The following is a 14,119-nucleotide window of genomic DNA, read 5'->3' as shown; positions in this document are numbered from 1 at the left end:
AGGCGAGGCCGTCGCGTCCTCGCGCTGGTGAGCGCGGTCGTCGCCCTGCTCGGCGGGTTCCCCGCCGCCCCCGCTCTCGCCGGCGCGTCACGCCCGGTGGTGCGTACCGAAACCGGCCTGCTCAAGGGCGCCGAGGCCGAGCGCGTGGACCGGTTCCTGGCCGTCCCGTACGCGCAGCCGCCGGTCGGCGAACTGCGCTGGAGAGCGCCCCGCCCGGCCGTCCCGTGGACGGGCGTCCGTGACGCGGCCGGGTGGGGCAACCGCTGTCCCGCCACGGTCAGCGGCAACGGGCCGCGCTCGGAGACCGAGGACTGCCTGTACCTCAACGTGTTCCGGCCCGCCGGCACCCGGGCCGGGCAGCGGCTGCCCGTGCTCTTCTGGATCCACGGCGGCGGCCTGGTCAACGGCTCCGGCAACCAGCACGACGGCAGCCTGATCGCCCGGCTCGAGAACGTCGTGGTGGTGAGCATCAACTACCGCCTGGGCGTGCTCGGCTACCTCGCGCACCCGGCGCTCACCCGGGAGTCCGGCCAATCCGGCAACTACGGGCTCCTCGACCAGCAGGCGGCGCTGCGGTGGGTGCAGCGCAACATCGGCGCCTTCGGCGGCGACCCCCGCCAGGTGACCATCGACGGTGAGTCGGCCGGCGGGTTCTCCGTCTGCGCGCACCTGACCGCTCCCGGATCGAAAGGGCTGTTCGAGCGGGCGATCATCCAGAGCGGCTCCTGCGTCAGCCAGCCCGTCAGCCAGGCAGAGCAGTCCGGCACGTCGATCGCCACCCAGCTCGGCTGCGCCGACGACGCGACCGCCGTCGCCTGCCTGCGCGCGCTGACCCCGGCGCGGCTGATCGACGGGCCGCAGTACAGCTCGTTCACGCACGGCGGTCCGGTGCTGCCGGAGGGCCCCGGCGACGCCGTCCGTGCGGGTCGCTTCCAGCGCGTGCCGCTGATCGTGGGTTCCACCCGCGATGAGGGCCGTACGTTCGCGCAGGGCAACCTGGGGTGGACCGAGGAGCAGTACGAGGGCTTCGTCCGGAGCCTGTACGGCGACAAGGCCGACGCCGTCCTGGGACGGTATCCCTGGCCGGCGGCGCCGGACCAGTTCACCTCCGCGTACCTGACGGCGGCGATCCTCACCGACTCCGGGTTCATCGCGGGGCTGGGCGGCTGCCCGACGCTCACGTTCATCAAGGACCTGTCGGCCTACACCCGCGTGTTCGCCTACCGGTTCGACCACCGGACAGGTCCGGGCCTGCGCCCCGAGCCGGTCGGCTACGAATGGGGCGCCGGGCACGCCGCCGAACTGGCCTACCTGTGGCCGAGTTTCGACAACGGCACGCCGATCGCGCCCACTTTCGACGCGGCCGAACGCCGGCTGGCCGCGGACATGGTGCACTACTGGGGATCGTTCGCCCGGCTCGGCCGGCCGCAGGCGCCGTTCGCGTCCTCGTGGGCGGACTACAACCGCGCCTCGCGCGTCATGTCGCTGCGCGCGGGCGGACGGTCGATGATGGTCCCGGTCGCCGAGATGGCCGCCGAGCACAACTGCGATCTGTGGCACGCGCTCTGACCTTGATCGGTCCTTGAAACCCTTCGTCGGCCTCCGCGACGGTGGAGGCGGACGAAAGAGCCCGGCGAGCGCACGATGTTGATCGTCGGTGCCAGGGCGATGTTGTGGCCCTTGCCGGCCTGCTCGACGCGGGAGCGCTGTCCCCGGCCGCCGGTGGCGGCTGGGCGACACCCGTCAGCACAAGGAGGGCGGCGGCTGCCAGGGCGGTCGCGCCATGGAGTCGTCCGGGCATCTGCGAGGTCCTCTCTCAGAGGGTGGCCAGGGCCCGGGGGACCATGACCTGAGGTGGGACTGGTCGATGCGGACGGCGGAATGATCTTCGCCATATGTTGTGCCCGACAACATATGGTCAGGTCGAATGCCCGGCAAGGGCCTCTTCCGCCGTCCGGAAGACGATGGGGGAGAGCGCTATTTATCTTCCGTTCAGCGGTTGGATGCCTTTTTAGGCCGCATATCACCGCATATGGTTCGGGGCGCGTCGCATCAGCTCGACATTCATCGATGGATGTACCCCAAGAACGCTCTCACGGCCCGGCTCGGCTCAGAGCCGTGTCCTGCGGCGCCGTCCCTTCCTGTCCCCGTGTCGGCGGAGCCATGCCCGCCGAACCCGTTCCGGAGAGGTAAGACCATGACATCCCCCCTCGATCGAGCGCGGGGCCGCGCCCGATCCGCCTGGTCGGCGGCGTTACTCGCGCTGACCGTCGCCGTCGCGACCGCGCTGGCCGGCGGCGCCGTCACCGCCCGGGCCGCCGTCACCGTCCGAGCCGCCGACGAGCTGCTGTCCCAGGGCAAGCCGGCGACCGCGTCGTCCGTCGAGAACGCCGGCACGCCGGCTTCGGCGGCCGTGGACGGCAACGTAGCCACCCGGTGGTCGAGCGCCTTCAGCGACCAGCAGTGGCTGCGGGTCGACCTCGGCGCCAGCGCCACCATCAGCCAGGTCGTGCTGAACTGGGAGGCCGCCTACGGCCGGGTGTTCCAGATCCAGACCTCCGCCGACGCTCTCACCTGGACCACCGTCTATCTGACCGTCGCCGGCACCGGTGGGGTGCAGACGCTCCCCGTGACCGGGACCGGGCGGTACGTACGGATGCTCGGCCTCACCCGCGGGACCGCCTATGGCTACTCCCTGCGGGAGTTCCAGGTCTACGGCTCAGGGGGCGGCACCACGCCGCCGCCGGGGAACGGCACCATCCCCGACCCGACGATCGCCTCGCTGGAGGCGACCGCCGGTCCGCTGGCCACCGCGACGTACACGGTCCCGAGCCCCAGCGGGTACAAGGCCGGCACCATCACGTACCCGACGGCCGGCGGCTCCTACCCGGGCATCGTCCTGATGCCGGGCTACCAGGGCACGCAACAGAACCTGAGCTGGCTCGGCCCGCGCCTGGCCTCGTGGGGCTTCGTCGTCGTCAACGTCGACACCAACACGCTGACCGACACTCCCGACCAGCGGGGCACCGAGATCCGGGCGGCCGGCACCCAGCTGCTCAACCTGAGCAACGCCACCGGCAACCCCATCTCGGGCAAGGTGAACGGCACGCTCGGAGTGTCGGGCCACTCCATGGGCGGTGGCGGCACGATGGTGGCGCTGCGTGACGACAGCCGGTTCGCGGCGGGCGCGCCCCTGGCCCCGTACCACACGAGTCCGAACTTCGCCGGCGTCACCAAGCCGACCTTCTTCCTGACCTGCGCGAGCGACGTCGCCGCGCCCGGCGCCACCTACGCCAGGCCCTGGTACAACAGCATGACGCAGGCCGAGAAGCTGTACATCGAGGTTCCCGGCGACCACCTCTGCCCGATGACCGGCTACGGCAACAAGGCCAAGCAGGGCAAGTGGCTCGTGTCGTTCTTCAGCCGCTGGCTGCGCAACGACACCCGCTTCACCCCGTTCCTGTGCGGCACCCAGCGTGACGCCGACCGGACCAACACCTCGCTGGTGACCCAGTGGACGGACACCTGCCCGTTCTGACCACACCGGCCGGAAACAGCCGGGCACGGTGGCCGAGGCCGCCGTGCCCGGCTTTCCATGCCGCGTCACCTGCGCGTTCGCCGCTATTCGCCGCCGGCGTGCTGACCCAGCACATGACAGACGTGTTTCTAGATTGTTATCGACGGCAACCAATTAGCCCGGAAATGGGGCTAGACCCGCTCGCCTCCGCGGATTACGTTGCCGCAAACAACATTCAACGAAATGGTGAGGCCGGGATCCGGTGCATCTGACGACGTGGGCGTTTCGCAGCACGATCGACAGTCGGAGGCAGTGCCCATGACCATGACCACAGCGACGATGTCAAGCCCGTCCGAGCAACCGGACTCCGGCCGATCCGTGGCCAGCCGGGTCCTCAGCGTCTTGGACGCGTTCTCCGGCGAGCGCCGCCGGCTGACCCTGTCCGACATCAGCCGGCGGACCAGGATGCCGCTGACGACCGCCCACCGTCTGGTCGGCGAGCTGGTCTCGTGGGGCGCGCTCGAACGTGACCGTGACGGCCGCTACCAGATCGGCCTGCACCTGTGGGAGGTCGCGGCACTGGCCCCTCGCGGTCTGGGGCTGCGCGAGGTGGCCATGCCCTTCCTCGAAGAGCTCTTCGTGGCGACCCGTCAACACGTCCAGCTCGCCGTCCTCGACGACCTGGACGTCGTGTACATCGAGCGGATCTCCAGCCGGGACGCCGTCGGCGTGCACAGCCGGGTCGGCGGACGGTGGCCCGCGCACACCACCGGCGTCGGCCTCGTGCTGCTCGCGTACGCGTCCCGGCCGGCCCAGGAGCGCTACCTGGCCAGCCCGCTGGCGACCTTCACCAAGAAGACCATCATGACGCCGGACGCCTTGCGCCGGGTGCTGGCCGAGGTACGGCGCACCGGCTACGCCGTCAGCGACCGGCAGGTCACCCTCGACGCGGTCTCGGTGGCCGCACCCGTGCGTGACGCCGGCAACGAGGTGGTGGCCGCGCTCTCCGTCGTCGTCCGCGCCGACGGTGACGGCGGCGCCGTCTCGGGCGTGCCCGCGAAGAGCAGCCGCATCGCCCTGCCGGGGGCGTCCATGCCCGGCTCTCCGCAGGGCACGCACACGCCCGGCGTCGTGCCCGCGGTCCTGGCCGCCGCCCGCGGCATCAGCCTGCAACTCCTCCGGCACCCGGAAAGACCGTAGCGATTACGTACGGGATGGAAACCAAAAGTTTCGGCTAGCGTGCGAGAGCGGCGGTGCTGCTCCGCACGACGAGCTCGGTGCCCAGCTCGATCCGGCTCTGCGCCACCGGCTCGCCCCGCGCGAGCCGCACCAGCATGGTGGTCGCGGCGGAGGCCATCTCGGTGAGCGGCTGGCGGATCGTGGTCAGCGGCGGGATGGCCCACCGCGTCGGGGGGAGGTCGTCGAAGCCGACCACGTTCAGGTCGTCCGGGATGCGCAGGCCCAGCTCGTACGCCGCCCGGTAGACGCCCATGGCCTGCCCGTCGTTGCAGGCGAAGATCGCGGTGGGTGGATCGGGCAGCCGCAGCAGCCGATGGGCCTGGGCCAGGCCGCCTTCGACGAGGAAGTCGCCCCGGCAGATCAGGTCCGGGTCGACGGGCACGCCGGCCATGTCCAGCGCGGCGCGGTAGCCGTCGAGGCGGGCCCGGCTGGACAGCGCGTATTCGGGGCCGGTGATGATGCCGATCCGCCGGTGCCCGAGCTGCACCAGGTAACGGGTCGCCGAGAGCCCGCCGTGCCAGTTGCCGGCGCCCACCGAGGGCACCTGGTGGCCGGGTTCACCGCTGGGGTCCAGCAGGACGAGGGGGATGCCACGGGCGGCGAGCTGGTCGTGCTGGGCGTCGGTCAGCCCGCTGAACACGGCGATGACGCCGGTGGGACGGCGGCCCAGCACGCCCTCGATCCAGCTCCGGCCCGGAACGTGGCGGTGCTGCAACTCCGACAGCACCACGGCCAGGTCGTGCTCCCGCGCCACCTGCTCGACACCCTTGATGATCTCTATCGGGTAGTCGCCCTCCAGCGCGTGGAAGACCAGCTCCACCAGGGCGGCCGGGCTCTCGCGCCGCCGCTGCCGCCGGTAGCCGTGCTCGCGGATGAGCCCCTCGACGAGGGCCCGGGTCTCCGGCGCGACTTCGGAACGGCCGTTCACCACTTTGGAGACCGTCGCCGTGGAGACCCCGGCCAGCTCGGCGAGCTGGGCGAGCGTCAGAGACTGCTTGTGCGTGGTGCCGGGGCCGGGCGGCTCCTGGGTCGCGGTCATGGCCGCAGTCTAGACGCAGAGGTTTCGGAAACAAGGGCGATTGTTTCGTACGTCTTACCGGCAGATTGTTGACGAGTTTCCAGGTAGGTGCCTAGAGTCCCCGGTTAACGATCGGCCAAATATCCGAAAGTTTTCGGCAACTAGTTCCGTACCAGCTCTTCAGCATCGGCCCCCAGTAGAAGAGATCGCTGTGAAGCTCCGCATCGTAACCCCGGTCGCCCTCGCCGCGGCCCTCGCCCTGACCACGGCCGCCTGCGGTGGCGGCGGCGGCACCTCCGCCGTCGCGCCGCCCGAGGGCGGCAAGTCGTTCGACTTCTGGTCGTTCAGCGGGATCAACCAGAAAGCCTCGGTCGAGGACTACCAGAAGAACAACCCCGGCATCCAGGTGAAGCTCACCGAGGTCGGCAGCTCCGTGGAGACGGCGCAGGCGCTGACGACGGCGCTGGCCGGCGGCAAGGTGCCCGACCTCGTGCTGATCCAGGGCGATGACCTGCCCAAGTTCGTCCAGCAGCCGCAGAACTTCTACGACCTGCGGCAACTGGGCGCCGACAAGATCAAGGGCGACTATCTGGACTGGGTGATCAGCCAGAGCGTGGCCAAGGACGGCACGATCATCGGCATCCCGACGGACGTGGGCGGCATGGCCGTCGCCTACCGGACGGACCTGTTCAAGGCCGCCGGACTGCCGACCGATCGCGAGGAGGTGAGCAAGCTCTGGCCCACCTGGGACGCCTTCATCGAGACCGGCAAGAAGTACACCGCGGCGACCAAGAAGGCGTTCATCGACAACGCCGGCACCAGCGTGTTCTACCAGGCGGTCAACCAGGGGCCGCAGAAGTACTACGACCCGTCGGGCAACGTCGTCTACAGCACCAGCCCGCAGGTCAAGGCGGCATTCGACTACGGCATCAAGGCCGTGCAGGCGGGCATCTCCGCCAAGCAGAGCTCCTTCACCGAGGGATGGACCGCCGGCATGGGCAAGGGCCAGTTCGCGGTGATCTCCGCGCCGTCCTGGATGCTCGGCGCCATCCGGAGCAACGCCCCCAGCACCAAGGGCAAGTGGGACATCGCCACTATCCCGGGCGGCGCGGGCAACTGGGGCGGCAGCTACCTGGCCATCCCCAAGGGCGCCAAGAACCCCAAGGCCGCCTGGGACTACATCACCAAGACCCAGTCCCCGCAGGGCCAGCTGACGCACTTCGTCGACTCCGGCGCGCTGCCCACCACCCCGTCGGTCTACAAGGACGCCAAGCTCACGTCCCTGAAGGACCCGTTCTTCTCCGACGCGCCGACCGGGACGATCTACACCAACTCGGTGCTCGGGCTCAAGCCGTTCTACATCGGGCCGGACAGCTCTCCCATCGGCTCGGAGTTCCTGAACGCGATCACCAACGTCGAGCAGGGCAAGGGCGACGCGGCCAAGGCGTGGGACGCGGCCCTGGCCAACATCAAGACCGCCATCGGCAAGTAGGACGAGCGTGACGACGACTCTCAGCACCCGGCGGGCGCAGGCCGTGCCCGCCGGGGCGACCTCGGTGCGGCAGAGCATTGCCGAACGCATCGCGCCGTACGCCTACATCGCGCCGTTCTTCGTGCTCTTCGCGGTGTTCGGGCTGGTGCCGCTGCTGTCCACGTTCTACGTGGCGCTGTTCGACTGGAACCCCATCGGCGAGCACGTCTTCATCGGCGTGGACAACTTCACCCGCTTGTTCGCCGACGCGCGGTTCTGGAACGCGGCGTGGAACACGATCAGCATCTGGCTGCTGTCCACCGTGCCGCAACTGGTGGTGGCGCTGGGCCTGGCGCACCTGCTCAACCACGCCCGGCTCCGGCTGGCGGTGTTCTTCCGGATGTCGATGATGGTGCCGTACATCACGTCGGTGGCGGCCACCGCGATCGTCTTCGCCCAGATGTTCGACCGCGACTTCGGCCTGCTCAACTGGCTGCTCGGGTTCGCCGGTGTGGGGCCGATCGACTTCAAGCAGTCGGTGCTGGGCAGCCACGTGCTGATCGCGGCCATGGTGGCCTGGCGCTGGTTCGGCTACACCACGCTGCTCTACCTGGCCTCCCTGCAGGCCATCCCGCGCGCGATCTACGAGGCGGCGGCCGTGGACGGCGCGGGAGGGTGGAAGCAGTTCCGCCACATCTCGATCCCGTCGCTGCGGCCGGTCATCGTGTTCACGATCGTGACCTCGACGATCGGCGGCCTGCAGATCTTCACTGAGCCGCTGCTCGTCTCCCGCAGCACGACCTGCGGAGCGGTCCGGCAGTGCCAGACACTGACGCTGTTCCTCTATGAGCAGGGCTTCGGCCAGTACCAGTTCGGGTACGGCGCGGCCATCGGCGTGGCGCTGTTCGTGCTGGTGGTCGGGCTTGCGACGGTCAACTACCTTCTGTCCACCCGCATCCGTCCGGAGCGATGATGACCAAGACGATCCGGCGCTCGGGTGAGCGCGTCCGCTGGTGGGCTTACGTCCTGCTGGGGCTGGCCGTGTTCGCCTGCCTGTTCCCGCTGTACTGGATGTTCGTGGTGGCCACGACCGACACCGCGACCGCCGCGCGGCTGCCGCCCGCGATCGCGCCCGGCGGCAACTTCTTCCATCTGGCCGACCTGGTGTTCACGACGGTGCCGTTCGTGAGCTCGATCGTCAACAGCCTCATCGTGGCCGGCACGATCGCGGTCGGGCAAGCCCTGCTGTGCTCGCTGGCCGGGTTCGCCTTCGCCAAGTTGCGCTTTCCCGGCCGCAATGTGCTGTTCCTGATCGTCGTGCTCACCATGACGGTGCCGACGCAGCTCTCCGTCATCCCGCAGTACATGATCATCTCCTCGCTGGGCTGGGTGGACACGCTCCAGGCGCTCATCGTGCCCGGCCTGGCCAGCGCGTTCGGGATCTTCTGGATGCGCCAGCACCTGTCCACCACGATCAGCGACGAGATCCTCCAGGCCGCGCGCATAGACGGCGCCACCACCTGGCAGATCTTCTGGCGCATTGCGTTCCCGCTGGTGCGGCCGGCCGCGTTCGTGCTCGGCCTGCTCGCCTTCGTCACCGCCTGGAACGACTTCCTGTGGCCGTTCATCGTGCTGAAGTCGCCGGAGATGTACACCGCGCAGATCGCCATCAAGGCGCTGCAGAACAGCTTGAACATCGATCTCGGGCTCGCCATGTCGGGCTCGTTCCTGGCCACCGTCCCGCTGCTGGTGCTGTTCGTCTTCGTGGGCCGGCGCATGGTGGCCGGGATCATGGACGGCGCCTTCAAGGGCTGACCTTCTCGCAGAAAGAAACCACGCAACGTGCCGATGTACGACAATCCGGTGATCAGCGGATTCCACCCGGATCCGAGCGTGTGCCGGGTCGGCGAGGACTACTATCTCGTCTGCTCCAGCTTCGAGTACTTCCCCGGCGTCCCGATCTTCCACAGCCGGGACCTGGTGCACTGGCGGCAGGTGGGCAACGTCCTCGACCGGCCGTCGCAACTGGAGCTGCCCCCTGAGACGCTCGCCTCCGGCGGGATCTACGCGCCGACGATCCGGCACCACGACGGCCGGTTCTACCTGATCACCACCAACGTGGGCGGCCGGGGCAACTTCATCGTCACCGCCGACCGTCCCGAAGGACCGTGGTCGGACCCCGTCTGGATCGACCTGCCGGGCATCGACCCCCATCTGTCCTGGGACGAGGACGGCTCCTGCTGGTGCGCCTTCTCCGGTACGCAGGTGGCGCGGATCGACCCGGTGGCCGGCAAGGTGCTGGAGGGGCCGTATCACGCCTGGTCCGGTGTGGGCATGAAATATCCGGAAGGCCCGCACCTCTTCCACGTGGGCGACTGGTGGTACCTGCTGATGTCCGAGGGCGGCACCGAGCGCGGCCACAGCGTCTCGATCGCCCGCGCCCGCTCGCCGCGCGGCCCGTACGAGGCGGGCCCGGTCAACCCGATCCTGTCGCACAGCGGCACCGACCGGCCGATCCAGAGCACCGGTCACGCCGACATGGTGCAGGCGGCCGACGGCACCTGGTGGATGATCCTGCTCGGCACCCGCCCGCGCGGCTACACGCCGGAGTTCCAGGTCCTCGGGCGCGAGACGTTCCTCACCCCGGTGGACTGGGTGGACGGCTGGCCCGTCGTCGGCCCGGTCCTCGAACGCCATCCGGCACCGGCCGCCTGGCACCCCCTCCCTGAGCTCCCGCCCCGGGACGATTTCGACTCCGGCGCTCTGGCACCGCACTGGGTCTCGCCGCGCGGCCGCCCGGACGACTCCTGGTCGCTGGCCGAGCGCCCCGGCTGGCTGACCCTGCACGCCACCGGCTCCACGCTGGACCGCCCGGGATGCACCTTCGTCGGGCGCCGCCAGCAGCACCACGACTGCCGCGTCACCGCCCGCCTGGACCCGGGATCGGCCACGGCCGGACTGTCCGTCCGCATGGACGAGGCGCACCACTACGACCTGGAGGTACACGAAGGGCGCGCCCGCCTGTTCGCGCGGATCGGCCCGCTGCGCCAGTGCGTGGCCGACCATCCGGTCTCTTCGGGCCCGCTCACCCTCGCCATCGACGTCCGTACGCGCGACCTCCTGCCGCCATCGGTGACCGCGCCCATCGCCGAGCCGGTCGGCGTCGGAGCCCGAGGCCCGGACACCATCGCCTTCTCCGCCGACGGGGTCCTGCTGGCCGAGCTCGACGGCCGCTACCTGTCCACCGAGGTGGCGACCGGCTTCACGGGGCGGGTCATCGGCATGTACGTCACGGACGGCAGCGCGGGCTTCGACTGGTACGACTACCAGGGCGGCGTCGGCCGCATCCCCTAGCACGGACCGGCCGAGGTCAGCCGTAGCGGCTCATGTCGTGAAAGAAGTCCGGAACGGTTCGCAGCTCCCGCGAGTCGGCCACCCGGTCGTAGACGTACTTGGCGACCGCGAGGTCCAGGACGCTGAGGCCGAACGGTGAGAAGATCACCGGCTGACCGGCCGGTGGCCGCAGTTCCCCCGCGAGGACGTCGTAGAGCCTGCCCGCCACGAAATCGCGGTGGCCGACGTGCTGCTCGGCCCGATGCGGCGAGGTGCCGGCCTTCATGCAGTGTTCGACGTCGTCGAGCACGTTGTACGACGACAGGATGATCTCCGGTGACAGGTCGCGTAGCGAGACGTGGAGCACCAGGGGGTTGTGCGCGAGACAACGGGGATCGGTGACGTGCGGCTCGCCGGCCACGGTCGCGAAGACGATCAGATCGTACGACCGGATCAGATCGTCGGCGGTGTCGTGGATCGTGATCCGTCCCGGTTCGCTACGTTCCAGGTAGTGCTTGAAGCCTTCCGCGTGCTCGGCCGCCAGGTCATGGATGCCGAGTTCCTGGAACGTGAAACCGTTGCCGGCCAGGTAGGTGTGGATGTAGCGGGCGATCAGCCCGGTTCCCACGAAGCCCACCCGGGTCGGCCGCGCACCGCGCAGGTCGCTCAGTTCGGCCGCGGCCAGGGCGGCTGACGCGGCCGTGCGCGCGGCACTGATCACCGAACTCTCCAGCACGCGAACGGATAGCCCGTCTCGGTGTCGTTGAGGATCAGTACGGCAGAAGCCCGCGGGATGCCGGCCGCGACGTTCTCCGGGAAGCTCGAGATCCACTTTATTCCGTGCACGTCGACATCGCCCTTGACCGAGGCGGGCAGCGCGATGATCCGAGACGACGGACGGTCCGGAAAACGGAGGAAGTACGAGTCCGGATTGATCGTCGCACCCCTGCCGTGCAGCTCGTAGGCGAGCCGGACCACGTCGGTGACCTCGGCCTCTTTGTGCGCGATGGCTCGGCATACCTGAGCGCCGGAGATCACGGCGAAGGAGGGTGACTCGCTCACGTTCGGCTCCTGATTTCCATCATCGACGAGACGCGCTGGGCGTCGCTTAGGGAAGGGCGGGGATTCCGTGCTGCCGGCGGCATAGGCCTAGACCCCCTCAAGTCAGGGGTTTCACTCCACTGACGGTCGAGATCAACGGATGCATCGTTGGTGGCATGACGAGATCGATAGGCAGGTTCTGCTTCGAGCATCGCTGGAAGGTGGTCGTCGCATCGCTGCTGTTGATGGTGGCCGGGTTCGCCTCCGCAGGCTCGGTGGTCGGCGGGATGTCGGCCGTCCAGCAGCGGAACGTACCGGAGTCGCTGCAGGCCAGACAGCTGCTCGGCGAAGGTGGTTCGCAGGTGGTGCTGCTGGTCGAAGGGGTGGATCCGAAGGCGGCGCGGACCCAGGAGGCGCTGCGTGAGACGGCCGCCGCCGCCCGGACCCTGAAGGGGGTCACGGGCGTCGAGCAGCCCCGCACCGCATCCGATGGCAGCGGCGTCATGCTCGCCGTCGGCATCTCGCAGACCGATGAGGAGGAGACCGCGGTACGTGTCGCCGACCGGCTGCGGATGATCCGCGACAGCCTGCCCGGGGCGAAGGTGCGCATCGGCGGGGACGCGTGGCTCCGGTACGAGACCAAGGGCACGGCGCAGAAGGACATGCGCGACGCGGAGTTCAAGGCGCTGCCCCTGACGTTCGTGGCCTTGGTGGTGGTGTTCGGCGGGCTGGTCGCCGCCGGGCTGCCACTGATCACCACGATCATCAGTGTCGGCGCGGCGTTCGTGGTGCTCCTCGCGCTCTCCCAGCTGATACCGCTCGACGGCAACGTCACCACGGTGGTGACACTGCTGGGGCTCGGACTGTGCATCGACTACGGTCTGCTGCTGGTCGGCCGATACCGGGAGGAGCTGGTGCTCCCGTACCGGCGGGCGACGGCCGCCGGGCGGAAGGGGATCAGCCGGGCCGAACGCGCCGCGGCGGTCGAGCGGACGTGGGCCACGGCGGGCCGGACGGTGATGTTCAGCGCCTTGACCGTCGCCGCGGCACTGAGCGGGCTCATGGTGTTCAACGCCACGGGCCTGCGCGCGGTGGCGGCGGGCGGCGTCGCCGCCTCGCTGGTCGCCATGACGACGGCCTTGACGATGGCCGCCGCGTTGATGAGCCTGTTCGGCGGGCGGATTCATCCCTCGCGAAGTGCCCTGCGTGGTGAGGACCGCGTGGGAGGGTTCTTCGCGAAGCTGATCGGCTTGGTCCAGCGGTCGCCGCTGCTGGTGGCGGTCGGAATCGTGGTCGTGCTGCTCTCCTTGGGCGCGCCGATGCTCGGTGCGAAGATCGCGCTGTCGGGCACCCGAATTCTCCCGCCGGACCTGGAGTCGGTCCAGGTGACCAATGTGCTCGCCGCCAAGTACGGGCGAACCGAGCGGCCCGCCGTCCTCGTGGTCGCCCAGGCCGATCCGGCTCGCCTTTCCACGTGGGTGGCCCGGTGGAGCGGTGATCCGGCGGTCGTGCGGGTCGAGTCGGCTCGGCCGGACGGAGCGGGGTTGTCCTCGGTGGTGCTGGCGGTGCGGGGTGACTCGCAGGGGCCGGCCGCCCTTGGGCTGGTCGATCGGGTGCGCGCGGAACGACCGGCCGACTTCCGGATCTGGGTCGCCGGACAGGCGGCCGAACTCGTGGACGTCACCACCCTGCTGCGCGAGGGGATGCCGCTGGCGGTGACCGTCACCGCCACTGCCATGCTGGTGCTGCTCTTCCTGCTCAGCGGGTCGATCACGATACCGCTGACGGCGGTGGCCATGGCGGTGGTCTCCCTGGGAGCCACGTTCGGGGTGCTGGTGCTGGTGTTCCAGGAGGGATGGCTGTCCGGGGTGCTGGACACGCTCGTCGTAGGAGGGCTTGACCCGTTCGCACTCACGGTCATCTTCGCCTTCGCGTTCGGTCTTTCGATCGACTATGAGGTCTTCCTGCTCGGCCGGATCCGTGAGCATGTCAGTGGGGGTCTCGACACCCGCGACGCGATCCGGGTGGGGTTGCGGGACACCGGGCGGATCATCACCTCGGCCGCGTTGCTGATGCTGGTGGTGTTCGGCGCGTTCGGAACGGCGAGGATGGGGGACATCGAGCAGATCGGCATCGGGCTGTTCGCGGCGGTTCTGGTGGACGCCACTCTCGTACGGTGCCTGCTGGTGCCATCGGTGATGACGCTGATGGGAAAGGCGAACTGGTGGGCCCCCACGCCGCTGCGCAGACTCCATGGACGATTCGGCCTGCGGGAGGAGAGCCGCCACGAGCCGAGAGTCGAGGTCCGTCAATGAACGGAAGCCGGCTATCGAGCCGGCTTCCGCTCAGAGTCGATCAGCGGCGCCCGTGGTCACCAACGCCACTCGCGCTGGTTCAACAGGTGCCGGTCACGTCCGAGATGCGGTGTAAAAGAGAACGAGCGTAGGTTGCCGTGCTGAACCGACCAAAGTTCGCACTACGCAAGGACCTACGCTCGTGG

General features: G+C 69.4%; 9 protein-coding genes and 1 pseudogene. 8 read left to right on the top strand and 2 right to left on the bottom strand.

Annotation, left to right across the window (positions count from 1 at the left end; all coding sequences use genetic code 11):
- Positions 1 to 27: 27 nt before the first annotated feature.
- The 3 genes from ACGFNP_RS43220 (at position 28) to ACGFNP_RS43210 (ending at position 4,717) form a co-directional block, all read left to right on the top strand.
- A complete protein-coding gene (locus tag ACGFNP_RS43220) occupies positions 28 to 1,569 on the top strand; it encodes a carboxylesterase/lipase family protein (RefSeq protein ID WP_393328736.1) in 1,542 nt (513 codons plus the stop codon).
- Positions 1,570 to 2,197: 628 nt separating this feature from the next.
- Positions 2,198 to 3,538, top strand: coding sequence for a discoidin domain-containing protein (locus ACGFNP_RS43215; protein ID WP_358321817.1), 1,341 nt, complete (start codon positions 2,198 to 2,200; stop codon positions 3,536 to 3,538).
- A gap of 297 nt (positions 3,539 to 3,835) precedes the next feature.
- Positions 3,836 to 4,717 carry an IclR family transcriptional regulator gene (locus ACGFNP_RS43210; RefSeq protein ID WP_358321814.1) on the top strand — a complete coding sequence of 294 codons (882 nt, stop codon included), beginning with the start codon at positions 3,836 to 3,838 and terminating at the stop codon, positions 4,715 to 4,717.
- Positions 4,718 to 4,751: 34 nt separating this feature from the next.
- Here the strand turns inward: ACGFNP_RS43210 and ACGFNP_RS43205 are convergent, their stop codons facing one another.
- Positions 4,752 to 5,795 (bottom strand): LacI family DNA-binding transcriptional regulator, encoded by a 1,044-nt coding sequence (locus tag ACGFNP_RS43205; protein ID WP_393328733.1) that lies wholly within the window; start codon positions 5,793 to 5,795, stop codon positions 4,752 to 4,754.
- Between the two features lie 190 nt (positions 5,796 to 5,985).
- Here ACGFNP_RS43205 and ACGFNP_RS43200 point away from each other — a divergent pair, with 190 nt between their 5' ends.
- The 4 genes from ACGFNP_RS43200 to ACGFNP_RS43185 are packed head-to-tail and all read left to right on the top strand — an operon-like array spanning position 5,986 to position 10,599.
- Positions 5,986 to 7,266, top strand: a complete 1,281-nt coding sequence (locus ACGFNP_RS43200; RefSeq protein ID WP_358321808.1) for an extracellular solute-binding protein — start codon at positions 5,986 to 5,988, stop codon at positions 7,264 to 7,266.
- 7 nt (positions 7,267 to 7,273) lie between these two features.
- The gene (locus ACGFNP_RS43195; RefSeq protein ID WP_358321805.1) at positions 7,274 to 8,218 is read left to right on the top strand and encodes a sugar ABC transporter permease; all 945 of its coding nucleotides are present in this window, start codon (positions 7,274 to 7,276) and stop codon (positions 8,216 to 8,218) included.
- Positions 8,218 to 9,060 (top strand): carbohydrate ABC transporter permease, encoded by an 843-nt coding sequence (locus ACGFNP_RS43190; protein WP_393328731.1) that lies wholly within the window; start codon positions 8,218 to 8,220, stop codon positions 9,058 to 9,060. Before ACGFNP_RS43195 ends, ACGFNP_RS43190 begins: the two co-directional genes overlap by 1 nt.
- Positions 9,061 to 9,093: 33 nt before the next feature.
- Positions 9,094 to 10,599: a glycoside hydrolase family 43 protein gene (locus tag ACGFNP_RS43185; protein WP_393328729.1), complete on the top strand. Its 1,506-nt coding sequence runs from the start codon at positions 9,094 to 9,096 to the stop codon at positions 10,597 to 10,599.
- A 16-nt stretch (positions 10,600 to 10,615) separates the two neighbouring features.
- On the opposite strand, the pseudogene sbnB reads toward ACGFNP_RS43185, so the two are convergent.
- Positions 10,616 to 11,556: pseudogene (sbnB, locus tag ACGFNP_RS43180) on the bottom strand (2,3-diaminopropionate biosynthesis protein SbnB).
- A gap of 239 nt (positions 11,557 to 11,795) precedes the next feature.
- Here sbnB and ACGFNP_RS43175 point away from each other — a divergent pair.
- Positions 11,796 to 13,934 (top strand): MMPL family transporter, encoded by a 2,139-nt coding sequence (locus ACGFNP_RS43175; RefSeq protein ID WP_393328727.1) that lies wholly within the window; start codon positions 11,796 to 11,798, stop codon positions 13,932 to 13,934.
- The last annotated feature ends 185 nt before the right edge of the window (positions 13,935 to 14,119 follow it).

Origin of the sequence: Nonomuraea sp. NPDC049269 (assembly GCF_043197155.1) — a bacterium.
Classification (GTDB): domain Bacteria; phylum Actinomycetota; class Actinomycetes; order Streptosporangiales; family Streptosporangiaceae; genus Nonomuraea.
The sequence above is the reverse complement of the archived record's forward strand: the minus strand, read 5'-3'. Positions and strand labels throughout refer to the sequence as shown.